The following is a 24,559-nucleotide window of genomic DNA, read 5'->3' on the forward strand; positions in this document are numbered from 1 at the left end:
GCAGGAATGATAGGGACAAAACACCCTCATCTTCATTATACAATTCGAGCAAAAAAAAAACAACACCTACCTGCCGAAGAAGAGGCAAAGGACCCAGGCCCACATCAGAGCCGCCCAGCCGAGGCACACTGCCTGCCCGCAGCGCCGGCTGCCCAGGACGCGGCCTACGGCGCGGACCGTTCTGCAGCGCCGCCCTTCCGTGGCCCGCAGAGCCTCCCGGCAGGTCTCCCTCATAGACTTTGTCTCGGCATAGCCGTCATCCACACCCTCCAGCAGCTCCAGAGCCCGGGCGTATTCCCGCAGCCGGTGAGCCTCGGCGGCGTCCCAGTAACGCTGAAAGCTTTCGGCGGCGGCTCCCAGGGCCCGGGCCGACTCGGACAGGCGCCGGGCATCGGGCATGAGGGTCTCCGCCAGCAGAACGGCTATCCTGTCGTATTTTTCCCGGGAGAGGTTGAACCAGCCCAAACGCCGGGAATGGTCTTTATAGTGCTTGGCGTCCATTGCGCAGGCATCCCAGTCCAATCCTTCCCTGAAAAGGGGCGCAGGAAAAACCAGATCGCCTATGACTATATGATCCTGTTGCCGCCTTATCTTTCTGAAGTCGGGCATCAGGCGCAGTATTTCTTCGGATGCCTGCCTGGCCCTGTTTTCCCGTGCGATGGACTCTGTCAGAGCAAAGCGGTCCCCTGTCACAGCTTCCAGCAGCTCCATCAGGCTTTCGCCGGGGAACCGCTGCCGGGCATACTTGCCCACCCGGTCTATGATGGCGTTGTATTCCCTGTAATATTTATTGATATATCTGTTCCCGGTCCGGGTCTCTCCCCGGCGGTCGTCATACAGGTCTTCCCAATAGCTCCGGCGCTCCCGATAAGGCTCGGGACAGTACCATTTGCCGCTGTAAACGGGCCGGTCCAGACCTGCGGCGCCGTCAAGCCCTATACGGATATAAAAATACGCGGCCTCCGCCGCCGCCAGCACTCCGGCCCAGCCGGGGAACCAGAAAAAGGAAGGCTTCGGCATGATCCCCCGCAGCTGAAAAAACCAATATACTATGTTTGCCGCCAGCAGGCCTACGCAGCAGCCTGCGGCGACGTGAGTCGCCCGGGCCAGCCACAAGAGCAGCCGGCCGCAGCGCCGGACAAGCGGCTTCATCCGTCATACTCTCCATTTATCTCACAAAGGGCTTGCTGTCGGTAAGCAGCGCGACCCCCTTTCGGGAAAGCCTTACGCCTACGGTGCCGTTCACGTTGGTGCGGTAGTGGGGCGCGTGGTGCTCCTCTGCCCAGGGCTGTATCTCCGACTTGGGCTCGTAAATATACTTGTCGTGGGCGTTGCCGTCCATGCTCACCACCATGTCCGGCGACACCGCGTCCATAAAGCCCTTGTCTATGGGCGTCCAGCTGTGATGCATGCTCTTCAGCACCTGAGCCCCGGACATCCGGGGGGCTATATGCCGCTGAGCCTCCAGGCTGATATCCCCTGTAAAGAGGACCCGCTGCCCGCCGTAATCCAGAGCGCACACCAGGGAAAAGTTGTTGTAATCCCCGTTGAGGCCCAGATATTCCATGTCGTTGTTGTAAAAGGTGAGGGATGCTCCCGACAGATACACCTTTTCTCCGTCCTCCGGGCACACGATGGCGCAGCCCTGCTCCCGGAGCATATTGACGATCTCCGGAAACAGTCTGTTGGGCTGGTTGTAGGCGGGCTTGTCTCCGGCGGCGAGGCGCTCCATGGTCTTCACGTCCGGGACAAACACCACGGCGCCGCGTATATCAAAGCCCTTTTCCACCAGATATTTGAGGCCGCCGGCATGGTCGCCGTGCCAATGGCTGATGACTATATAGTCCAGCCTGTCAATGCCCAGCCTGCCGTATTCCCTCAGCAGGTGCTCCGCGGAGCTCTCGGTCTCTTTGTGATAAGGGACAAAGGTGTCCGTCACAAAATCGATGCCCAGTGTCTTGCCGCCGGGCAGCTTTATCACAGAGGCGTCGCCGGCGCTGAAATAGCGGTGAGGCACCCCGCCTATAAAATACACGTCCGTATAGCTCTTCAGAGAGCCTCCGCAGGCCGCCGCCCCGCACAGCAGCAGGACAGCCGTCAATATGACCCACATCATCGAAGCAAGCCTGCCGGGAATGCCGGCGCAGTCCTCGGCGCTCCGACCGGCCCCGGGACCATGGTCTCGTCTGTCTGCATTCATATCTTACCTCACAAAGGGCTTGCTGTCGGTGAGCAGCCCTACCCCCTTCCGGGAAAGCCTTATGCCCACGGTGCCGTTCACGTTGGTGCGGTAGTGTGGCGCGTGATGCTCCTCTGCCCAGGGCTGTATCTCCGACTTGGGCTCGTATATATACTTGTCATGGGCGTAGCCGTCCATGCTGATCACCATATCCGGATCGATCTTCGCCATAAAATCGCCGTCCACCGGCACCCAGCTGTGGTGCATGCTCTTCAGCACCTGCACCTTGGTCATATCGGGAGCCATATGCTTCTGGGCCTCCGTGTCGCAGTCTCCCGTAAAGAGCACCTTTTGCCCCGCGTATTCCAGACAGCATACCAGAGAGTAGTTGTTGTAGTTCCTGTCAAAGCCCAGATATTCCTGCTCATTGTTCCAAAAGGTCAGGGAGGCGCCGGAGAGATACACCTTGTCCCCGTCCCGTGGGCTCACTATCCGGCAGCCCCGTTCCTCCAGCATCCCGGTGATCCGGGGACAGAAGCTCCTTATTTCGTCATAAGCGCCATGGGGGTCTGTGTATAGCCTCTCTGCCGTGGCCATATCCGGGACGAACACAGTGGCGCCGGCCAGGTCGAAGCCCTGCTCCATGAGGTATTCCAGCCCTCCCGCGTGGTCGCTGTGCCAATGGCTGATGACTATATAGTCCAGCCTGTCTATGCCCAGCTCCCTGTATTGCTCCAGCAGATATTCTGCTGCCGTGACCGGCTTGCCCTTACCGTCAAGACAGAAGTCGACCGTCTTGTCATTTTTGTTGAAGTCTATCCCCAGTGTCTTGCCGCCGGGCAGTCTGACCACGGTGGCGTCGCCGGCGCTGAAATAGCGGTGTATGCCGCCGCCTATGAAATACAGGTCCGTATAGTTTTTCAGGCCTCCGCACCAGGCCGCCGAAGCAGAGGCGCAAAATGCGGCCAGCAAAAGCAGTATCTTCATCACTAAAACTCCTCTATCACCGGCAGCATCTCCGCGGTGCTTCTGAACCTTTTGCCCACCAGGCAAAACACGGTCCTTCTCTTCACGTCCTTATCGATATAATACAGATATGCCGTCGCGGATATTTCCAACGAACGGGAATTGGCTGCCCACAAGTAGTATCTGCCGTTTTTTTCGCCCTTAAAGAGCTTCACGCCCCGGATGCCTTCGCCGCTGAGATAGGTTTTCTCCGTATCCAGGGGCAGCCACCCGGCCCCCATGCTTTCCGTCAGGTCTCCGGCGCAGGGGAGCGCCTCCCAGATGCTTTTTGCGCACCGGTACACCGTTCCCGTCTTGTCCTCATCATAGCATACGAAATACACCGCCCTTTCCCCCGGCTTGTCCCATTCACTCACGTGGAGCAAAAAGGGCTCCGACCACTCTATGCCGCCGTCTCTCATCACTCCCAGCCTTCTGGACTCCGTCTTGGCGCCGCCGTCCAAGTCCCCGAAGGTAAAGGTATTGTCCAGCCACAGGAAGCAGCAGTCGCCCTCCCGCCGCGCGTAGGCGGACACGTCGAAAAAGCCTCCCTCGGGCCATATGGTCAGGGCCCTTACCACGTCCATTTCCAGATACAGGCGGGCGGGGTCCAGCTTCCGCCAGCCGTCCGCCGTCTCCGCTCCGGAAAAAGGCAGCCGGTCATAGAGGTCCCTGCTCAGGCTGTAGATACCGCCCGAGGTGTCGTAGTCCGGGCCGGCATACACCAGAGAATTGGGGGCCGGAGTATTCCTTCGGTATTCCGCGCACAGAGCCTTCATATCGTTCTCGCCGCTGAAGGGCAGTCTGTCTATGAGGCTTATGGCTTCCGCCGCGGCGGGCTCGGTGACCGGCAGGTCGGTGACGCTGTATTCCAGACAGGGAGCGCAGGCCTCCCGGGGCCTTTGGACTATCACCCCGACTGTCATCATATCGCTGCCCTTCATCACCCGGGACGCGCCGGGGTCGTCCCGGTCCGTGACGAGATAATTGCTGTCGGCCTGCAGACCCTTGCACACAAAGGCAAAGCCTCCGCCCCGGCGGAGATAGCCTATGAGCATGCCGCAGCCCTTTTCGGGGTCGTTCATCTGCACTGCCATGTTCCTTTCGCCGGACAGGTCGTAGTCCGTGAGCGTGTAGTAGTCCTTCATGAGATACTTGTGGTCATAGCGCCATTCGTCCAGCACCTTCAGGGTGTCCGGGCCCACGGGGTCGATGTCCACTCCCACGCTCAGGGACAGCCGGGAGCGTATCTCGTAATTCGAAAAATGGTTGTATAGTACGGAGCCCGTGAATACGTACCACATATTGCAGCCGAAGTTCTGACACTGCTGAGGCAGGGTAAAGCTCCAGAAATCGGTCTTGGTATGCATGAATGAAAAGCGCATGGTCTCCAGGTCGTTGCGCCGGCCCCCCGAGGCGCAGGAGTCAAACAGCATGCCGGGGTATTTTGCCGCCAGGCGGCTCCAGTATCGCAGATAGCCCGTGCAGGCGTGGTTTTCCGTGGCCCCCAGCCGCGGGATGCCCATCTCCTCCTCCTGCTCCCTGTCCCTGTTGGTCCAGAAAGGCTCGTGGTTGGTGTTGAAGTCCTGGCGGTAAAGGGTCAGGCCAAAACGGCTTATGAGGTCGTCTGTCAGGCGGAAAATGTGGTCCCCGGCGCGCTTGCTGCCCATGTTCACCACGGCCAGCCTGCCCTCCCGCAGCAGGTCCTCCTCCCGGAGGCTGCGCTCCATATCCGTGCCTTCGTAGCAGCGCTCCGGCTCTATCCAGAAGCAGAGCCCCATGCCCTGCCGGCGGCAGTGCTCGGAGATGCGTTTCAGGCCCTCTTCGCCTTCGTAGTCGGGAGCCGGGTTCCAGTCTCCGGTCTCTCCGGGCCTCATGCGGGTGCAGTCAAACCAGCCTCTTACGCCGCTGTAATCGTATTCCATGACGGTAAAGTATTTACGGGCTATCTCTCCCACCCAGGGCGAGTCGATGGCAGCCAGGTCGGCTGCCAGGTCCTGGTTCAGAGGGGAGGCCACATACACCAGCTCGTCAAAGCGTTTGCGGGTGTGACGGAACAGATTGTGCTTTATGATCCACCGGCGCCACAGGTTTTGCCCCTCCTGCCAGTCGGAGCCCTTGTAAAACATCAGCGCCGTTCCCGGCAGGCGTATCTCCTCGTGAGGCAGCAGGCAAAGCCCGGTCTTCCCCTGGCCGCAGGCCAGACGGAGCATGCCCCGGGACATACGGGCCTTCATGAACCAGTTGCCCTGCCAGTTGACGGCGGCTACCACCCCTCTTTTGGGGCCGGAAAAATTGAAAAAGGGCAGATAGTCCTGGGTGGGGAGCCCGGTCACCGTGCGGACCTCCAGCTCCCCGGAGCCCCGGATCTCTCCGGTAAGGGGCTCATATTCTATGGCGGAGCAGGGTATGGTGGTGCCCCGGTTGTAGTGGACCAGAGCCTCCCCCTTCATGACCTCCGCATCCAGGGAACAGACGTCCGCTATGAGCCCTGAGTTGTCGTCCGACAGATTGACCAGACGGGCGTCGTATTCCACCACGGGAAAGCCGGGATACACTGTCTCCGTCACAGTGAGCATCAGCTGCTCCTCCACGCACACCAGATCTCTCACCCGGGTGAGCCTTTCCGCCGGGGCCTCCGACAGGTCATAATCCCTGTGGCGGGTGACCACTTCACCTCCCCCGGTCCACAGGAGCTCCGAGGAGGGCCGGCCGTTCAGGGTAAAGGACACAGGCGCCGTGCCGGACAGGTGCTCGCTCCGCCATCTGTCGGCGGCCGAGCAGTCCGACACACGCTCCTCAAAGCCGGTCTCCGCATATGCGCAGACCGCGAGCAGCGTCAAAAGGAGAGAGCAAAGAACGTTCACAATGTCAGCCTTGGGTATCATATGGTTTTGGGATCAAAAAAAAGACAGAGCAGCCCTGCGGCTGCCCTGTCACTGAGCTAATCTGCTCTGTGGTTCTCGAGAATGTCTATGACCGCCTCGAGGGAAGCGGGGGCTTCGATGATGGAAGGACATATTTCCACCGCCCTCTTGGGGTCCTTGAGGCCGTGGCCCGTCAGCACGCAGACCACCCTGGCCGGCTCGGTAAAATAGCCTTCCCTGGCCTTTTTTATCACTCCGGCAAAGGAGGCGGCCGATGCGGGTTCGCAGAAGATGCCCTCGCAGCGGGCCAGCAGCTTCTGGGCGTCTGTGATCTCGTCGTCAGTCACAGCCTCGATGACTCCTCCCGATTCGTCCCGGGCGGCAGCGGCGTATTTCCAGCTGGCGGGATTGCCTATGCGGATGGCCGTAGCGATGGTCTCGGGGAACTCTATGGGCTCGCCCTTCACTATGGGAGCGGCTCCGGCTGCCTGGAAGCCCAGCATTTTGGGCAGGCGGGAGGACACGCCCTTGTCATAATATTCCTTGTAACCCTTCCAGTAGGCGGTGATGTTGCCGGCGTTGCCCACGGGGATGGCGTGATATTCGGGAGCGTCTCCCAGCGCGTCGCAGATCTCAAAGGAGCCGGTCTTCTGCCCCTCTATCCTGTAGGGGTTCACCGAGTTCACCAGAGTGTGGGGGTAGTTGGCCGCCACGGTGCGCACGATGGTGAGGGCGTCGTCAAAATTGCCGTCCACGGAAATGATCACGGCGCCGTGCATGAGAGACTGGGACACCTTGCCCATGGCCACCTCGCCTCTGGGCAGTATCACGCAGCAGGTGATGCCCGCTCTGGCGGCGTAGGCCGCCGCGGAGGCGGCTGTGTTGCCTGTGGAAGCGCATATGACGCCCTTGCTCCCCTCCTCCACGGCCTTGGCCATGGCCATGACCATGCCTCTGTCCTTGAAGGAGCCGGTAGGGTTCATGCCTTCGAACTTGGCGTAGATGGTCAGGAGAGGGCTCACCTTTTTGGACAGGTTCACCAAAGGAATGAGAGGGGTGGAGCCCTCCATCAGCGACAAATTGGGGGTCTTTTCCGTGATGGGCAGATAGTGATGATATCTCTCCAGCAGGCCTACTCTGTTATAAACGTTGTTGCACATATCAAATCCTTTCTTTATAATACTCTGATGCGGCTGGCAATGCTGTCAACCATAGGTATGTTGCCGATCTTGTCCAGAGCGCTGAGCATTTGCTCCTCGCTGGCCTCGTGGGTGAGCCACACCACCTCTGCCAGACCCCGGTGGGTGTTCTTCTGTATGACGCTCTCCAGGGACACCTTGTTGTCGGCAAAGGCGCCCGCTATGGCGGCGATGCAGCCGGGCTCATCCTTGACTATGATGCGTATATAGTTGCGTCTCACCAGCGCGTTCGCCGGCGCCACGGGTATGTCGTTGTAGGGGGCCACGTTGGCTGCGCCCTGACAGCCGGACAGTATGTTCCGCGCGGCTTCTATCACGTCGCCGGCGATGGCGCTGCCCGCAGGCAGGCTGCCCGCTCCGGCTCCGTAATACATGGTGTCTCCGGCGCCGTCCGAGGACAGGAATATGGCGTTCATGACCCCGTTCACGTTGGCAATGGGATGGTCGTCGGGCACCAGTGTGGGATGGACACCGGCAAATATCTGCCCGTCCTTCTGCTCGGCCATGGCCAGCAGCTTGATCTGATAGCCCATCTCGCCGGCGTATCTGATGTCATAATCCGTGATGGAGGTGATGCCCTCCCGGTAAATGTCGTCGGCCCGGACGTCTGTATTGAAGCAGAGCTTGGAGAGTATGGCCAGCTTGTACATGGAGTCGTAGCCCTCCACGTCGGAGGTGGGATCCTGCTCGGCATAGCCCAGACGCTGGGCGTCCTTGAGAGTGTCCAGGTAATTCTTGCCCTTTTTCATCTCGGTCAGCAGATAATTGGTGGTGCCGTTGACTATGCCTATTATCCTGTTGATCCTGTTGGCGGACAGGTTGTTCTTGATGGGGTCCAGGATGGGTATGCCGCCCCCCACCGAGGCTTCGTAAAGCAGGTCCGCGCCGTGTTCCCGGGCCAGAGCCGACAGGGCGGCGCCCTCCTTGGCTATGAGCATCTTGTTGGCTGTCACCACGCTCTTTTTTGCCTGCAGGGCCTCCCGGATGAAGGCGCCGGCAGGCTTGATCCCGCCTATGGTCTCCACGATGACCTGAATATCGGGATCGTTTATCAGCAGACGGGCGTCGTCGGTCAGTATGTCCGATACGTCAAGACCGATGCCTCTGTCCGTCACGGTGTCCAGATCGGCTATCCGCTTGATCCGTATCTCTCCTCCGGCTCTGCGCCTGATGTCCTCGGCGTTGTCCGTCAGAAGCTTGACGGCTCCGGCGCCCACCGTGCCAAAACCGATAACTCCCACATTGATCACTTTCATTGTTCCTCCAGCCTTATCCTCATGATGACCTGGCCCTCACTGACCAGCTCGGCATTTTTTACGTCGATGGATACCACGGTCCCGGTCACTTCGGAAGGAATGGGCGAGAACACCTTCATCGCTTCGATGAGACACAGCTCCGTCCCCACTTCTACCCTGTCGCCCACGGACACGAATTTGGGCTGGTCCGGAGCCGGCGCGTCATAATACACGCCCACCAGGGGAGCGGTGACCTTGTAGAGGCTGTCGTCATTGTATCGGGGCGCCTCTTCCGGGGCGTCCTCGGTCACGGCTTCACGGAAGACCTCCTCCGGAGCCGGCGCCTGACGGCCGGCAGGGGCTGCTCCCCTGACGGACACGCTGCAGTCTCCCTCGGTGATCTCCAGCTCCTCCAGATCATACTTTTCCACCAGCTCAAGAAGCCTTTTGATATCCGAATTATCCATGTTTTTACCTGCGTCTTAATAGGGTTATTTACACATCTTATATTATATCAGATTGGGACAAAAATAAAAAGAGAGGCCCGACGCAGTCTGGACCGGCAGCCGGGGACCCTGCCGGACAAGTCACCCCTGTCTGCAGTCCGGCATGACCTTTTCGAAGCGAAACATTTCTTCCCCGTCGCCGCTGCCGGGCTCAGGGTGATGCGAGCAGACAAACTCCGTGATCCGGAAGCCGCAGCGGTTCACATAAAAATGTATGTTGCGCTTTTCAAAATAAGGGGTGCAGGTCTCCCACACCCTGACCTCAGGAAAGCGCTTTTCTATCTCCTGCCAGGCGGCATAGCCCACGCCCTTTGAATGAAGGGCCGGCGCCACGAACAGCAGCTCCAGAAAACCCCTGTCTCCCCGCAGCTTTATCACGGCGCCGCCTGCCTTTTGGCCGTCTGCCAGGATCCGGAAGGCCTGACCCTCCCCTATGCAGTCCAGTATGGTCTGCCGGGATATTATCTGGCCGTCCTCCTCGGTGTGGGTGTCCCTCACTCCGAATTCCTCCAGCGCCCCATAATTAAAAGCCTCCTGATTGTCGCGGACGAACCGCTCGGTGTCCTCTTTTGCCAGAGGACTCAGCGTCACTGTCATGATATCACCTCCGTCGGCATCTTCATTATACATGAGGCGGCCGGGGGCTGTCAAAGGCGCCGCGTATTGACAGCGGGCCCGTTTTGGGTTATAATAAGTTATACGGCTTGCTTGTCAAGCCGAATCCGACTCGCAAGGAGAGACCCATGATATACGATTTTTCTGTGACCACGGCGGGGGGCGACGCCCTGCAGCTGTCCGACTACAAGGGCAAGGTGATCCTCATAGTCAACACGGCCACCGGCTGCGGCTTCACCCCCCAGTACGAGCCCATCGAGCAGCTGTACCGGGACTATCACGACAAGGGACTGGAGATACTGGATATTCCCTGCAATCAGTTCGGAGGGCAGGCCCCCGGCACCGATGAGGAAATACACGAGTTCTGCCAGATACATTTCAACACCACCTTTCCCCAGATGAAAAAGGCCGAGGTCAACGGCCCCGGCGAGCTGCCCCTCTACACCTGGCTGAAGCAGCAAAAGGGCTTTGAGGGCTTTGGCGACCACCCTCTCAAGGGCATCCTCGAGGACTTGCTGTCCAAGGCCGACCCCGACTGGGACAAAAAGCCCGATATCAAGTGGAACTTCACCAAGTTCGTCATTGACCGCAGCGGCAAGGTGGCTGCCCGCTTTGAGCCCACCGAGGATATGTCCCGGGTAGAGGACTGCATCAAGAGCCTGCTGTAAGACGCGGCGCAGACGACACACCCAAAAGGAAGGCCGCCGACCAAGAGTCCCGCCTTCCTTTTTCCCGTGTCCGGCCCAAGGGGCCGGACCGGTATCGGAGCAACACATGGATCAGACAAAGAAGCCTCTTGACGCCCGGGACCGGGAGAGGGTCATCATCCGGACAGGCGCTGCGGGGATAGCGGCCAACCTGCTGCTGGCCCTTTTCAAGGGAGCGGCGGGCTATCTCTCCCACTCCATAGCGGTCATGCTTGACGGCGTGAACAACCTGTCGGACGCCGGCAGCTCGGCGGTGACCATCGCCGGCGCCAAGCTGGCGGGCCGGGAGCCCGACAGAGAGCACCCCTTCGGCCACGGCAGGATAGAATATCTCAGCGCCATGATCATAGCCGTCCTGATCCTCTACGCCGGCTTTGCGGCCCTGACCGAGTCCGTCAAGTGGATACTGAAGCCCCGGCTGCCTGAATATGACGCCGTGACCTTTGTCACGGTGTCCGCCGCCATCATAGTCAAGGCCGTTCTGGGCATATATACCACCCGCGCCGGCAAAAGGGTGAACTCCGACTCCCTGGTCAACGCCGGACAGGACTCCCGGCTGGACTGCCTCATCTCCCTGACCACCCTCATAGCCGCCTCGGTCTATCTGCTGACAGGCATATCCACCGAAGCCTGGCTGGGCGCTGCCATATCCCTGTATATCATCTTCTCCGCAGTGAGCATGCTGAGAGGGACCATCTCCAGGATCCTGGGCGAGCGCAACAACCCGGCTCTGGTCCGGAGCATCACGGAGACGGTGGAGAGCTTTGAGGAGGTGAAGGGCGCCCACGATCTGGTGCTGAACAACTACGGCCCGGACTCCTGGAACGGCTCCATAGTCATAGACGTGGCCGCCGCCTGCAGCGCAGAGAGGCTGGACCAGCTCATAGAGGAAATACAGTCCCGGGTGGCTGCCAGGCACCGGGTCATACTGACCGCGGTGGGCATACACGCCGTCCTGACAGACGACCCGGACAGTCTGGCGGCGGAGAAGACCGTCCGGGAGATAGTGTTCCGCCACAGCCACATATCCCAGATCCACGGCTTTCACTACCTGAAGGACCAAAAGATCATCCGCTTTGACATGGTGGTGAGCTTTTATGCGGACGACCGCAGGCTGCTGCACGAGCACGTGGTCTCCGACGTGCAGAAGGCCTTTCCCGACTTTACCCTGCAGATAGCCATGGACACGGATTTTGCCGAAGAATAAAAAAGGCCGGGCCTTGGGGCCCGGCTGCGACGGTCAGGAGGTGACCGACTCGTATTCTTTCAGGATGTCCTTCACCCGGCTGTCGATCTCGTCCCGGGTCCCGGAGGTGTCCCTGTCCTCCAGATCCCCCAGCAGCGTCACCGCTTCCAGATACTTTTCTTTGCCTTCCTCCAGCTCCCCGGGAGTCAGCATGCCGTTTACCAGACATATGATGATGTAGTCCCGGTTGTCCAGCCACCTGGCGTATCTGTCGCAGGCTGCCCGGGCGTGCTCCTTTCCGGCCCGCAGGTCGTTTTCCATGAGGGCCTTGTCGGCAAAATACATGTGGGCGTCGCAATAGGAGGTGTTCACCATCTCGGGGACTCCCTTCACCTTTTCGTAGGGAGTCTTTTCCACCGTGAGGAGCCGGCCGTAATACCTGTCCGCCAGCTTGTTGTCCCCCTTTGCCACTCCGATCTCCGCCAGCTTTTTCATGGCTATCAGGGAATTGGGGTGGTATCGGAGGGCCTGCTCATACAGCTTCACCGCCTCCGGGCAGCCCGGGTCCTCTGCGTTGGCAAGGTCTGCCAGCTGCATATAGGGCTGATAGCTCTCCGGCGCTTCCCTCACGGCGTTTTTCAGCCTGGTCCGGGCCATAGAGGCGCTCTCCGTGTCCCTGGCGTAGCCGATCCACGCGGCGCTGTTGATGGGCACCATCCTGAGGGCGCTCTCATAACGCCCGGTGTGGACAAACCAGTCGCCCAGACCGAACACGAACACCACCAGCATGCTCAAAAGGACGCACCGGGCCAATATGCTTTTGAGATACCCGGGAGCCGGGACCCGGCGGGGAGCCAGGCTCAGCAGGATGCCGGCGCACACGGCAAAGGACAGGCCCGTGGCCCCTATATACAGATCGCTGTCTGCCAGACTGTGGCACAGCAGGCCGCAGACGCCGGCGGTCAGACCCCCCGCCAGAAACACGGAGGCCTGAGGCGAACACTCTCCCAGCTCCGTCACAAAGAGCCTGTCCGGATGCCGGGCGGACCCAAAGGCGCCATAGAGCATGCAGAGCAGCCAGGCTCCCGCCAGGACGCTGCAGGGGATGCCGTATTCGTCGGCAAACTGCAAAAAGGAGTTGTGGGCGTGGGAGGTGAGGCCCGCCACTGTGTAGCGGGGATAAGCTTCTTCAAAACGGCCGGGACCCACTCCCAGCCAGGGATTGTCCAGACACATGTCCGCTGCCGAGCGCCAGGTGTACAGCCTGAACTCTGCGGAATGGCTCTCGCTGCCTCCGCCGGAGGCGTTGGCCACTCTGCCCATGAGCCCCATGCCAAACAGTCCGAAGGCAGCCGCGATCAGCAGCGCGGTCACCGCCAGGTCCTTCTTGCCTATGGTGACCCTGCGGAGCATGAAGACCAGCGCCGCCAGGCCCGCCAGGAGCCCCACCAAGCCGAATTTGCTGCCCGTCAGGAACAGGGCCCCCAGAGTAAAAAAGAGCCCCACCGCAAGCAGCAGGCGCACGGTCTTGTGGGTAAAGGCAAAAAAGAGGGCTATGCCCACGGGGATGACCAGGGTCAGATAGCCGGCAAAAAAGTTGGGGTTGACAAAGCCGCCGAATATGCGGGGCACCCCTCCGGCAAAGAGCCGGGCGCCGTCCATAGCCAAAGCCTGAGCCACTGCCCTTACGCTGCAGAGAGCGGCTCCGCCAAAAAGCCCCAGGGCCGTGTAGAGGGCGATGTTCTTTTTGCCCGCCACCAGGCTCATGAGGACAGCCACGGCCGTCAGGGTCACAAAGCTGATGACGCTGACTGCAGACAGGTATCTGTCGGCGCTCCAAAAGAGCATGGAGGCCAGGCTGAAGACCAGCGCCGCCCCAAAGGACCAGAGCAGATACGGAGGGAATTCCGCTCCGTCGGAGACCTGCTTGTTGCCGAAATAAATATACACGCCCAGCGCCGCCAGATAGAGAGGGATCGCCACGGCGTAAAAGTTCATATTGCCTGCCATGAAGGGCGAGAGGGCCACGGAAAGGGGTATGAGCAGCAGGGACACCGCCGCCAGATCCGTCTTGCTCTCGGGCGCGGCTTTTTTAGTTCGCTTCATGCTCCTCTTCTCCCGCGCTGTATTTGGTCAGAGCCCACTTCAGCAGAGGCGGGGTCACCACCGTGGTTATGACCACCATGATCACTATGGCAGAGTAGGTCCCGGAAGATATGACGGCCTTGCCGTCAAGCATGAGCGTCATGCCGGTGGCTGCAAAGATGAGGCCCACCTCCCCTCTGGGGATCATGCCCAGGCCCACTATCAGCCGGTTCACGCTCTTGTCCGTGACCCCCAGGCCGCAGGCCTGCTTGCCGATAATGGCGCACACGGTCAGCACCGCCGCAAACACCAGCACGCTGCTGTTGCCAAAGGAGGTGATATCCACAGTGGCGCCCATGCGCACGAAGAAGATGGGCACCAGCATGCCGGCTATGGGGGCGATGAGGCTGTCCACTCTCATCTCACGGAACTTGCGTATGTCTCTCCACTGGACCTCGTCCAGCACCAGACCGGCGGCAAAAGCGCCCACGATGCCGGCCAGCCCCATCAGTGAGGCTATGTAGCTGAGGCCGAAGCAAAACACCAGGGCTATACACAGCATGATATTGTCGGAGCGCAGGTGTGAGGCCACGGCAAAGACCTTTTTGGCCACCCGGCGGCCGAAGGCCAGCACCACGCCCAGAAAGAGTATGCTCTTGCCTATGATCAGCAGTATGCTGACGGGAGACAGAGCCTCTCCTCCGGAGGCGGCCTTTACCAGCCCTGTGATGATGGCCAGGACAATGAGCCCCTGCACGTCGTCAATGACTGCGGCCCCCAGTATGATGCGGGCTTCCTTGGTGTGCACCTTGCCCAGATCCATCAGCACCCGGGCAGTGATGCCCACGCTGGTAGCGCACAGGGTGGCGCCTATAAACATCTGGCCGTACAGGCCCTCGTCCTTCAGAAAGACGGCGGCGGCTCCCCACCCCAGCAGAAACGGCACCACCACGCCCACCGTGGCAGACAAAAAGGCGGAGGCGCCCACCTTGGCCATTTTGGCTATGTCCGATTCGAGGCCCACCTGAAACAGCAGGAATATGACGCCTATCTCCGACAGCACCGCTATGTTGTTGTCGGTGGCCACGAAGGCGAACCAATTGATGTGGAAGAGATTCAGATTGCCTATGAGGATGCCGAACACCAGCTCGCCCAGCACCGCAGGCTGGCCCAGTCTGACAAACAGATCGCCGCCCAGCTTGGCAACCACTATGATGATAATGAGTCCCAGCAGTATGTGATGCACCTGACCGGCCACGTCTCCGCCGGAGGCAAAAAGCTCGCCGGAAGCCAGAGTCATCAGAAGCAGTATGGGGATCATACGCGGCATGGAATGCAATTTCTTAAACAATATATCTCTCCCGCTGTTTTTTTCTCAAAATACCATATTATATTTTATATGTTCCCGCCCGGTTTGTCAAACGCCGGGATCCCGGCCTTTTTTTGAGCGGGGTATTGACTTGCGGCCGGAAGTATAGTAAAATAATAGTGTGACCCGGGGATGTGGCGGAATGGCAGACGCGCTTGGTTGAGGGCCAAGTGAGGGCATTTCCTCATGTGAGTTCGACTCTCACCATCCCCACCAGAGAGAGCAGAGCCTTGGCTCTGCTTTTTGTTTTATCCGCCGGCGCAGCCGGCATCGGGAGAAGGATATGGTCGATTATGGATTGACAGGCAAGACTGTCCTGATCACAGGGGCCAACAACCCTCAGGGCATAGGGGCCGCCACGGCTCTGGCCTTTGCCCGCCAGGGGGCCAGGGTGGCTCTGGTGTTCAAAAGGGTGCCGAGACCCTGGGACGAGCAAAAGACCGGGCTCAACGGGCCGGACAGGTATTACAAGGCCAACGCCGGGGACGCCGGCGACACGGAAAGCAGGCTGCGGGCAGCCGGGGCCGACTGCATGGTCATCGAAAGCGACATATCGGACGAGGAGCGGGTCAGGGACATATACGCCCGGGTGGCGGAGCGCTTTGGCCGGGTCCGCGTTCTGGTGAACAACGCTGCCGCAGACGACGAGACCGGCCGGGACACCTCGGAGACCGTGACAGGGCAGGTCATAGACGACACCTTTGCAGTCAACGTCCGAGGCAGCCTGCTGATGATCCGGGAATTCATCAGACAAAGGGACGAAGGCGGCGGCAGAGTGATCAACGTGTCCACGGATTCGGCGCAGGTATTTGCGGGACAGATCACCTACGGAGCCAGCAAGGCGGCTCTGGAAGCCCTTACCCGCAGCATAGCCATGGAGACCGGCAAATACGGCATCACCGTGAACTGCGTGGCTCCGGGCCCTACTCAGACCGGCTGGATAGACGCAGATCTGGAAAAGGCGGTCATCCCCCTGATACCCATGGGAGAGCTGATCAGGCCGGAGGATATAGCCGACGCCATCCTGTTTCTGGCCGGCGACCGGGCGAGAATGCTGACCGGGCAGGTGATAAAGGTGTCCGGCGGACACGCCCTGTGAAGGCAAAGGCAGAAGACGCCATGATAGTCATCATTACAGGCGCCTCCCACACGGGCAAGACCCTTCTGGCCCAGAGGCTGCTGGAAAAATACCGCATTCCCTATCTGTCCGCCGACCATCTGAAGATGGGCCTCATACGCAGCGGCATGACCCGGCTCACGCCGGAGGACGACGCCCTGCTGACGGGATACCTGTGGCCCCTGCTGCGGGAAATGATCAAGACAGCCATAGAAAACCGCCAAAGCCTCACGGTGGAGGGCTGCTACGTCCCCTTTGACTGGCGGAAGGACCTGGAGCCCGAATACCTGCGCCACGTGCGTTTTGTCTGTCTGGCCCTGACGGCAGAGTATATAGACGCCCGGTATGAAGACATAGTCCGGCACGCCTGCGACATAGAGGCTCGGCTGACGCCGTCGCCCTCCCGGGACGCTCTCGCGGCGGACAACAGGGCATATATCGAAGGCTTTCGCCGGGCCGGCGAAAGAGTCGCGCTGATAGACTCGGACTGGGAAGGCGCCGTCGGGGCTATTGCGGAAGAAATAGCGGAGGAAAAGCAGACACAAGGGTCATGAACTACCGCATCATAGACAAGGACACCTATTACCGCAGCGGCGTCTATCGCCACTTTACGGAGGACTGCAAGTGCTCCGTCAGCATGACGGCCGGGGTGGACGTGACGGAGCTGGCAGAGCATTCCCGCAGGGCGGGGGCGAAGTTTTATCTCGATTTTCTCTATCTCCTGTCCCGGGCCCTGAACAGCCGGGACGACTACAAAATGGGGTATCTGTGGCAAACCGATGAGCTGGTGTGCTATGACACGATCCACCCCATCCAATACGTGTTTCACGAGGACACGGAGACCTGCACTCCCGTCTATTCCCGCTACTCGCCGGACTACGACCGCTTTTACCGGGAGGCGCTGGCAGATCTGGAAAAGGCAAAAAAGACCCGGGAATACCTGCTCGACGCGGCCGGCCACCCCAACTGGTTCGACGCCTCCTGTATCCCCTGGCTCTCCTACGATTCCCTCTCGGTGGAGCTGCCGGACGGCTATCTCTATTTTGTCCCCATAGTCAACTGGGGGAGATACCGCTCCGAAAACGGCAGGCTCGTGATGCCCGTCACGGTCCGCCTGAACCACGCTGTGGCTGACGGCTACCTGGTGGCTATGGTGTTTAGGCTGCTGGAGCGGGAGATGGCGGCTTTTACAGCCAGGTGACAGACAGAAAAAGCAGAGCCTTCGCTCTACTTTTTGTTTATTCTGCGTATTCGAGAGTCCATCGGAAGGGCTCTCCGGCGAGGACCGCCCCGCCCTGCCCGTCCGGCGAGGCAAACCTGTTGCGGCTCACTATATACCACCTGCCCTCCCGGTCGCTGATGAGGCGCAGCCTGCCCTTTGCTCCCCCGGCATGCAAATAGTCGTCCAGGTATTTGTCCCCGGTCCGCAGGAGGTGATATCCTGCGATATCCGGCTCTGCCTCAAACAGCGCCTTTGCCGGCGACAGCAGGAGCCTGCCCTCCGGGTCCGGGCTCAGATACAGGTCTCCGGCTGAGATATAAAACCGGAGTTTGTCCGGAGTCCACCAGTTTGCGGTGGGGAACCAGCAGGTCATCAGGGACTCCTCGTCCAGAGTCTTGCCGCAGGAAGCGTAGTCTGACACCGTGAAGCTGCCGCCGCCCTCCTCGGCTATTTCCAACGTCAAGAGAGCGGGAAAGGCTCCGTTGATGCAGGGCCTGACAAAGACGGCCCCATCCTTTTGCGCAGGTCTGTAGATCCGGACCATATCCCCTCCCGCGCGGGCGTCCCGGGCCAGCGCCAGAGGCCCTCTCTGCAGGGCAAAGTGCTCCTCGCAGGCCTCGGTCCGTCCGGGCAGGGCCCGGATGATGCGGGTGGTCATATCCATCTCCAGCTCCACCAGATCCCCCCGGGACCATTTGCGGCGGATGACCGTCCAGCCCGGCTCTGTCTCCAGGGCCTCGCCGTTCAGCCGCAGACTTGCGCTGCCGCACCAGCCGGGTATGCGCAGACTGAGGGCAAAGCTGCTGTCGCTCTCCACCCTGATCCTCACGCTGCCTTCCGTCGGATAGCCTGTGCTGACGTCCAGAGCGCCGAAAGGCAGCTCGGCCCGGCCGGTCTCGTAAAAACACACGCGGCAGCCCTCGCCGTCGGTCATCACGGCGCAAAGAGGCATGAGCCCGGTGGCAGCGGAGCCTATGCATTCGCAGCAGCCGTAGCTGCCTCCGTCCGCGAGAGGCTTTTCGCCGCCCCGGGCCCGGCCCCGCCAGGAAAACAGCAGGGCTGCGTAGCTGTCAAAGGGATGCTCTTTTTCCGGCAGGTTCACGGCAGACAGGACGGCGTTGTAGGCGGCCCTTTCCATAGCGTCGGCGTAGCGGGCCTTGCCGGTGATCTCCAGCAGCCTTTCGGCAAATTTCAGCCAGGTGACCGACACGCAGTTTTCCTGCATGATATCGGTCAGCGAGGGGTCGCTCTGCAGACAGGCGGCATTGTTCAGCAGCTCCCCTTCGGCGCCGCAGCAGCCTATGATGGTGACGTCGCTCTTTTCCATGGAGTCAAAGAAGTTCTCCGCCATCCGGAGATATTTGTCCTCGCCCGTCACCTTGTAATACTCGCAGATACCCTCGAAGCAGGAGATCATCTCGTAGGCCTTGTCCACCCCGTACTGACAGGGATACACCCGGTTTTCCAGAGCCAGCTCAAATATATTGCACCAGTCGCAGCCGCCGCAGTCTATGATGTATCGGGCAAAGTCCAGATACCGCTGCTCGCCGGTCAGGACGTGCAGCCTCACCATAGGCTCCAGTATGGAATTGGAGTTCATGGCGCCCCAGTCGGCAGAGGTCTTGCGTATATCCAGTCCCCCGGGGCCTATCTTGCCGAGGATGTAGTCGGCGTGCCTCTTGCAGGCGGCCACTATCCTCTCCCTCAACCCCGGCTCAGGACAGCAGATATCCAAATAATACTCCATGGCCAGCAGCACGTATTTGCGGCACCACATATCCCAGCCCGCAAACTCAGTGTCCACCGTATAGGTGGAAAACCGCCCCAGCTCGTCCTGAGTGGTGAGCATATCCTCCACCGTGTCCGTCAGGACCCCAAGGAGTTCTTCGTCCCGGGTGTATCCGTAGGTGATGCAGGCTCCCCGGAGCATCTTGCCCCAGTATTCCCCGGCCCAGGCCCGGGTCGCCCCGTCCTTACGGACTCTGTATTCGTTGACGAACTTGGCCCACAGGCCTCTTCGCTTCAATTCCTTGTCCGCTATCAGACGGCAGGCGCCGTCCAGAACGCCCTGCCATTTCTGAGCCCCCGCAGGGCAGATGTTCATGACCTTGTTCATTGATCCTCCGTGTATGACGCCGGCGCAGCCCGGGCGCCGCTTTTTCCCTTGCGCCCGGAGAGCAGCCTGTCCGGGCCTTTGCGGGACCTTGTCCACCTTATTATACCCTGTTTAGCAGTCTTTGTCCAACACCGGCGGACCTGCCCGGCGGCAAGACGGAAATAAAAAAAGGCAGAGCCGAAATGCTCTGCCTTGCTGCGCCGGAGGCGCGTATGGTCATTCCAGGGTCCACCTGTAGGGCTCAAAGGAGCACAGCACCTGCCCGTCCGTAAAGTTGGGCCTTACCAGCCTGCAGGTCAGCTTGTTGGCTATATACCTCTTTCCGGCTCTGTCGGATATCAGGCGGAACTCCGACTCCTCGCCGCCGGGTTCCTGGGCCCAGCCCAGGACGTATCCGGCGCAGCGGAGATAACGCCCTTCGCTCACCAGCCTGTAAAAGCCGGCGCCGGTCTTCTCCGCCCTGAAAAGCGCGCCTCTGTTCTTCATGGAGCAGGTGCCGTCCTCGTTAAAGCCGATATAGCCGGCCTGACCGCAGATGGCAAACTCCTCTTTTTCCGGGGTCAGGTAGTCCTCCTCCGGCAGCCAGCAGGTCATCAGGGAGCGCATGTCCAGAGTCTTGCCGCAGGAAGAGTAGTCCGCCACGTGAAACACGCCGCCGTTTTCATCCCGCACGGCCAGGGACACCAGCGAGGGGAAGCAGTCGTTCTGCCACAGCTCCACATCTGCCCTGCCGTCCTTTTCCGCCGGTCTGGCGGGGAGCATGACGTCCTCGCCCAGCCGCAGGTCTCTGGCCATCACCAGAGGGCCGCGCCTGAGGGCGGTGTGGCGCTCGCACACCTCCAGCCTGCCCGGGACAGCGTGTATCACGTAGGTGTTCATATCCAGGACCAGCCGCACTTCGTCCCCCTTGCTCCACCGGCGGTCTATGACGGCCCAGTCTCCCGGCTCCGCCTTTTCGGCCGCGCCGTTGACAAAGAGGGAGCAGGAGCGGCACCAGCCGGGGATGCGGAGCCTGAGGGCGCAGGAGCCCTCCGCTTCCGCCGTGATCCTGATCTCGCCGTCCACCGGATACCCGGTCTCTATGCGCCACACGCCAAAAGGCGTGGCTGCAGCCCCCTGCTCATAAAAGGACACGTACACTCCGGTATCGTTCCACATGACGGCGGAAAGAGGCATAAGGCCGGAAGCAGCGGAGCCGATACACTGGCAGCAGCCGTAGCCGCCCCCGGCGGCCAGAGGCTGCCAACCGCCCCTGCTCTTGCCTCTGTGAGACAGCAGCAGGGCGCCGTAGGTGTCAAAGGGCTGCTCCTCCTCCGGCAGGTTCACAGCGGACAAAAAGGCGTTGTAGGCTGTCTGCTCCATCACCTCGGCATAGCAGGCCTTGCCCGTCAGCGCCAACAGCTTGCCGGCAAATTTCAGCCAGGTGACGGACACGCAGTTTTCCTGCATGACTCCCATCATGGCCGGGTCCGTCTGGTTGGTGGCGGAGCGGTTGAACTGCTCTCCGTGGGTGCCGCAGCAGCCGGTCACGGTGACGTCGGTGTCCCTGACGGCGCGGAAAAAGTTTTCGGCCATACGGAGATACCGCTCCTCCCCGGTCAGCTTGTAGTATTCCAGTATGCCCTCAAAGCAGGAGATCATCTCATAGGCCTTGTCCGAGCCGTAGTCACAGGGCAGAGTCCTGTCCTCCAGAGCCTGGGCAAATATGTCGCCGTAGGCGCAGCCCCCCGCGTCTATGATATAGCGGCAATAATCCAGATAGCGCTTCTCCCCTGTCAGCGCATACAGCTTCACCATGGGCTCCAGGATGGAGCAGGAGTTCATCCCGCCCCACCAGTTGGAGGTAAACACTATGGGTATGCGGCCTTCGCCGGGCCCCACCTTGTCTATGATATAGTCCGCATGCTTTTTCAGGGCCTCGATGATACGGGCCTTCAGGTCTTCGTCCCGGCATATGTCCAGATAATACTCCATGGCCAGCAGCACGTATTTGCGGCACCACATATCCCAGCCCGCAAACTCCGTGTCCGGCGTGTAGGTGGAAAACCGGCCCTGCTCGTCCTGAGTGGTGAGCATATCCTCCACGGTGCCCGTGATCACGTCGTAGAGCTCCGGGTCACCGGAATAACGCCAGGTGATACAGGCGCCCCGGAGCATCTTGCCCCAGAACTCTCCGGCCCAGGCGTTGCGCTCGCCGTCCCTGCGGACCCTGAACTCATTGACGAATTTGGCCCACAGGTCCCGCTGCTTCAGCTCTCTGGTCTCTATATACCGGCTCGTGCTGCCCAGCACGCCGTCCCAGTGCATGGCGCCGGCTTCGGGGTAGCGCAAAAGGGGATGTATCTTATTCATTGTCCTCTATGACCACTTCGATCTCTTTGGCAAAGCGGCGGCCGCCCACGTGGGCGGTGACGGTGCCCTTGCCGGAATTGATCACCTTGAACAGGCCGCCCTGGTCCACAAAGCCCACCGAGCCCCTGAGACCCCAGATGATCTGAGAGTTGGGGATGGACTTGTCCGACAGGCTCAGCTGATACTCGCCGGGAGACAGGGTCCCGTCGGGAAGGCCCTGTATGACCGGGTCGCCCTTCACCTTCACGGGGGTGGGCTTGCCCATGATGAGCAGGGCGTTGGAGATATAGCGGGTGTATCTGTCGGAGGGCGAATTGACTATGGAGCCTTCCAGACACATGGTGGAGGAGCCTCCTCCGTCAAAGTTCACCGCATCCCAGGCGCCGAATTCCAGCAGCAGGTCGCCCAGCAGGTCGTAGGGAGCGCCGGTGGATATCTTCTGCCTGCCGTCCACCACCATGATGATCAGGGTCTTGCAGTCCTTGCTGATGCCCAGAGCCGTCCTGGGATGGGCTACGTAAAACATGCCCTCTTCCTTGATGTTCTCGGAGTCAAAGAGCCTTTGGCCTGCGGTGAGGATCTTGTGGGGAGAGCCGTCAATGGCCGTCTTTATTTTTGTCCAGTCTCTGCCGGAGGGGCTGATGAACTCAAAGACCACCTTGATGACGTCGCCCTTTTTGGCAAAGGCCTTCAGCTCGGCGGCCCGGGTGCCGCTGGCGGATATGACTATATTGTCGTCGGCCACCGGCGAATCGCAGGTGTTTTCGCTGACGTCGGTGACTATGCCGTAGGAGGGATGGGCCAGCGAAAATGCAGGCTGCTTGCACAGCAGGGTCATCTCGGTGCAGTCGCCCTCGGTGCAGGTGCTGCCGCCCATGCGGTAGTTGAACACGCCTATGATGTTTTCCCGTCCGTCGTAGCCTATGTCGCCGTCCACGTAGCTGAAGTCCAGAGTCTTGCCGGTGGTCTGGTTTACCAGGGTCCCCCTGAACTCGGGCCTGTCAAAAAACGCCGTGTTGTGGTCGGTGAAGGCTATGGGCATAAAGGGCGAAGGCTGGCTCACCAGCTCCCCGTCCACTATCTGTGCGCCCAGAGGATCGGACCACCAGCTCATGTCAAAAAAGCAGGCGTTCACGCCGGCCAGAGCGCCGTATTTGTCCACCAGCATGGGCACGGTCTCCCGGCCGTACACCTTGTCCGTGCGTATGCGGTCCTGACTGAGGACCGACTTCATTTCCACGTTTTTGCTGGCCAGATCCACTTTGAGCACGTTGATGATCCTGTTGGGGTCTTCCCGCAGCACCTGGATATACTTTACGCCGTCGCCCAGGTCCTTCTCAAAACGCTTTTCGGCAAAGGACGGAGCGCACAGCGCCAGCGCTGCCAGCAACACACAGAGATACCTTTTCATACTATATCCTCCGATATGAAAAAATCAAGGCTGCCATGACCCGGAGGGTCTGCAGCCCTGTATTATACGCATTGATTATTTGGCCGGCCGTGATTCGGCGGGGACCACGTTGAATATCACCGGCACGTCCACGATGCCGTCGGGAGTGGAGACGTTGAACAGGAAGGTCACTTCTCCGAAGGTGCCCAGAGGAGGTATCACCTTGAACTCCACGTTCTGGGTCTTCTTGACCAGAGGCATCACCTTGTAGCTGATGGTCTGCTTGCCGCCCTTGGGCTGCCATCCGGCGGGCGGATTGATGGTCACGGCGCCGGAAGGAGTCTTGCTGCGGGAATAATTGGTGATCTTCACGCCTATCCTGATCTCCTTGTCGTCGGAATACATGGGGTCGGGAGCGATGGGCTCTATCTTCACGGAGGGCACCACCTCAAAGCTCTTCATGGCGGCGCCGATCTTGGTCTCGCCCACGAACACCTCGGCTCCCAGCACCCAGGTGCCGGGGGTCATATCTTTGGCCGTATTGGTGTGATAGGCTCTGGTGAAGGTGCTCTTTTTCTTGATGTCGCCCACCACTATCTTGTAGGAGTTGACGAACCGGTCCAGAGTCCCCTCGCCGCCCAGCACTATATTGCTGATGCTCACGGGCTCGCCGGACTTGTTGGACAGGGCTATCTTGCCGTCCAGGGTCTCTCCGGGAACGATGATCTCTCTGTCCAGCTTCAGATCCAGGGTCAGATCCCCCAGTATGGCCGACTTGTAGGTCACCAGAGTGCACTTGCGGGTGTTGTCGGAGAGGTCGGCGGGGTTGAACATGATCCAGGGGGCCTCGCTGCCGGTGGTGTGCACGGCCACGTTGAAGCCTATCTCGCTGCCCGGCTCAAAAGCCTTCAGCTCTCTGATGGCAGTCCTGGCGGGTATGGCCAGCTCCACGGAATATCTGCCCTTTGTGATGCCGCTTTCGCAGAGGATGCTGTCGGCGTCCACCGGGCTCATCATGCTGACTGCCGCCTCGGACAGAGTGTTGCTTTCGGCCTTGTATGCTTCGAGGCTCTCGCCGCCCATCACCTTGAAGAGATAGGCGCCGTTGGCGCTGGTCCAGCCGCTGCCGGTGGAGTCCAGCACCACCGCCACGTCGCTCAGGACGCCGGCCGTCACGGCCACGTAGAGATACTTGCTGTCCCAGTTGGTATATACCCTGATATCGGTGTTGCCCGAAGGGATATCGCCGGCTTCGTAAAACTGATCCCACTCGTCCTCGTTGTAAACGCCGTCTATGACAGGACTTCTTTTCAGCAATTCTCTGTCGGGCGAATCCAGCGTCTGGCAAAAGGCCAGCGCGCCGAAGCTGAATATAAGCAGAGCCAATACTAACTTTTTCATTGTCATAT

19 protein-coding genes and 1 tRNA gene are annotated in these 24,559 nt (G+C 60.2%); 6 read left to right on the forward strand and 14 right to left on the reverse strand.

The window, feature by feature from the left end; translation table 11 throughout:
* Window positions 1-66 precede the first annotated feature (66 nt).
* The 8 genes from IK083_07060 to IK083_07095 form a co-directional block, all read right to left on the reverse strand.
* The gene (locus tag IK083_07060) at window positions 67-1,152 is read right to left on the reverse strand and encodes a hypothetical protein (GenBank protein ID MBR4749310.1); all 1,086 of its coding nucleotides are present in this window, start codon (window positions 1,150-1,152) and stop codon (window positions 67-69) included.
* A 16-nt stretch (window positions 1,153-1,168) separates the two neighbouring features.
* A complete protein-coding gene (locus tag IK083_07065; protein ID MBR4749311.1) occupies window positions 1,169-2,200 on the reverse strand; it encodes an MBL fold metallo-hydrolase in 1,032 nt (343 codons plus the stop codon).
* A gap of 3 nt (window positions 2,201-2,203) precedes the next feature.
* The gene (locus tag IK083_07070; GenBank protein MBR4749312.1) at window positions 2,204-3,166 is read right to left on the reverse strand and encodes an MBL fold metallo-hydrolase; all 963 of its coding nucleotides are present in this window, start codon (window positions 3,164-3,166) and stop codon (window positions 2,204-2,206) included.
* A 2-nt stretch (window positions 3,167-3,168) separates the two neighbouring features.
* A complete protein-coding gene (locus IK083_07075; protein ID MBR4749313.1) occupies window positions 3,169-6,072 on the reverse strand; it encodes an alpha-galactosidase in 2,904 nt (967 codons plus the stop codon).
* 56 nt (window positions 6,073-6,128) lie between these two features.
* Window positions 6,129-7,211: a threonine synthase gene (locus tag IK083_07080; protein MBR4749314.1), complete on the reverse strand. Its 1,083-nt coding sequence runs from the start codon at window positions 7,209-7,211 to the stop codon at window positions 6,129-6,131.
* Window positions 7,212-7,225: 14 nt separating this feature from the next.
* Window positions 7,226-8,506: a homoserine dehydrogenase gene (locus IK083_07085; GenBank protein ID MBR4749315.1), complete on the reverse strand. Its 1,281-nt coding sequence runs from the start codon at window positions 8,504-8,506 to the stop codon at window positions 7,226-7,228.
* Window positions 8,503-8,952, reverse strand: coding sequence for an acetyl-CoA carboxylase, biotin carboxyl carrier protein (locus IK083_07090; protein MBR4749316.1), 450 nt, complete (start codon window positions 8,950-8,952; stop codon window positions 8,503-8,505). The genes IK083_07085 and IK083_07090 overlap by 4 nt, the downstream gene beginning before the upstream one ends.
* Before the next feature lie 120 nt (window positions 8,953-9,072).
* Window positions 9,073-9,588, reverse strand: coding sequence for a GNAT family N-acetyltransferase (locus IK083_07095; GenBank protein MBR4749317.1), 516 nt, complete (start codon window positions 9,586-9,588; stop codon window positions 9,073-9,075).
* 146 nt (window positions 9,589-9,734) lie between these two features.
* Between IK083_07095 and IK083_07100 the strand changes: the two genes are divergently transcribed.
* The gene (locus tag IK083_07100) at window positions 9,735-10,274 is read left to right on the forward strand and encodes a glutathione peroxidase (protein MBR4749318.1); all 540 of its coding nucleotides are present in this window, start codon (window positions 9,735-9,737) and stop codon (window positions 10,272-10,274) included.
* A 178-nt stretch (window positions 10,275-10,452) separates the two neighbouring features.
* On the forward strand, window positions 10,453-11,520 hold the full coding sequence (locus IK083_07105; GenBank protein MBR4749319.1) for a cation transporter: 1,068 nt from the start codon (window positions 10,453-10,455) through the stop codon (window positions 11,518-11,520).
* A gap of 33 nt (window positions 11,521-11,553) precedes the next feature.
* Here IK083_07105 and IK083_07110 read toward each other — a convergent pair whose 3' ends face one another.
* Together IK083_07110 and IK083_07115 are read right to left on the reverse strand one after the other, a co-directional pair.
* The gene (locus tag IK083_07110) at window positions 11,554-13,605 is read right to left on the reverse strand and encodes an O-antigen ligase family protein (GenBank protein MBR4749320.1); all 2,052 of its coding nucleotides are present in this window, start codon (window positions 13,603-13,605) and stop codon (window positions 11,554-11,556) included.
* On the reverse strand, window positions 13,592-14,884 hold the full coding sequence (locus tag IK083_07115; protein MBR4749321.1) for a cation:proton antiporter: 1,293 nt from the start codon (window positions 14,882-14,884) through the stop codon (window positions 13,592-13,594). The genes IK083_07110 and IK083_07115 overlap by 14 nt, the downstream gene beginning before the upstream one ends.
* Before the next feature lie 197 nt (window positions 14,885-15,081).
* Between IK083_07115 and IK083_07120 the strand changes: the two genes are divergently transcribed.
* From IK083_07120 to IK083_07135, 4 genes are all read left to right on the forward strand, one after another.
* Window positions 15,082-15,169: transfer RNA gene (locus tag IK083_07120), tRNA-Leu, on the forward strand.
* Between the two features lie 67 nt (window positions 15,170-15,236).
* On the forward strand, window positions 15,237-16,052 hold the full coding sequence (locus tag IK083_07125; GenBank protein MBR4749322.1) for an SDR family oxidoreductase: 816 nt from the start codon (window positions 15,237-15,239) through the stop codon (window positions 16,050-16,052).
* A gap of 20 nt (window positions 16,053-16,072) precedes the next feature.
* Window positions 16,073-16,624 carry an adenylate kinase gene (locus tag IK083_07130; GenBank protein MBR4749323.1) on the forward strand — a complete coding sequence of 184 codons (552 nt, stop codon included), beginning with the start codon at window positions 16,073-16,075 and terminating at the stop codon, window positions 16,622-16,624.
* Window positions 16,621-17,271: a chloramphenicol acetyltransferase gene (locus tag IK083_07135; protein ID MBR4749324.1), complete on the forward strand. Its 651-nt coding sequence runs from the start codon at window positions 16,621-16,623 to the stop codon at window positions 17,269-17,271. The genes IK083_07130 and IK083_07135 overlap by 4 nt, the downstream gene beginning before the upstream one ends.
* Before the next feature lie 37 nt (window positions 17,272-17,308).
* On the opposite strand, the gene IK083_07140 is transcribed toward IK083_07135, so the two are convergent.
* The 4 genes from IK083_07140 to IK083_07155 all read right to left on the reverse strand — a co-directional run bounded on the left by IK083_07140 (window position 17,309) and on the right by IK083_07155 (window position 24,551).
* Entirely contained in the window at window positions 17,309-19,408 is a 2,100-nt protein-coding gene (locus tag IK083_07140) for a glycoside hydrolase family 127 protein (protein MBR4749325.1), read from the reverse strand.
* A gap of 216 nt (window positions 19,409-19,624) precedes the next feature.
* On the reverse strand, window positions 19,625-21,760 hold the full coding sequence (locus IK083_07145) for a glycoside hydrolase family 127 protein (protein MBR4749326.1): 2,136 nt from the start codon (window positions 21,758-21,760) through the stop codon (window positions 19,625-19,627).
* Window positions 21,753-23,171: a phosphodiester glycosidase family protein gene (locus IK083_07150; GenBank protein MBR4749327.1), complete on the reverse strand. Its 1,419-nt coding sequence runs from the start codon at window positions 23,169-23,171 to the stop codon at window positions 21,753-21,755. The genes IK083_07145 and IK083_07150 overlap by 8 nt, the downstream gene beginning before the upstream one ends.
* 75 nt (window positions 23,172-23,246) lie before the next feature.
* Window positions 23,247-24,551, reverse strand: a complete 1,305-nt coding sequence (locus IK083_07155) for a hypothetical protein (protein ID MBR4749328.1) — start codon at window positions 24,549-24,551, stop codon at window positions 23,247-23,249.
* Window positions 24,552-24,559 lie beyond the last annotated feature (8 nt).

Source organism: Abditibacteriota bacterium (assembly GCA_017552965.1).
Taxonomy (GTDB): Bacteria; Armatimonadota; UBA5829; order UBA5829; family UBA5829; genus RGIG7931.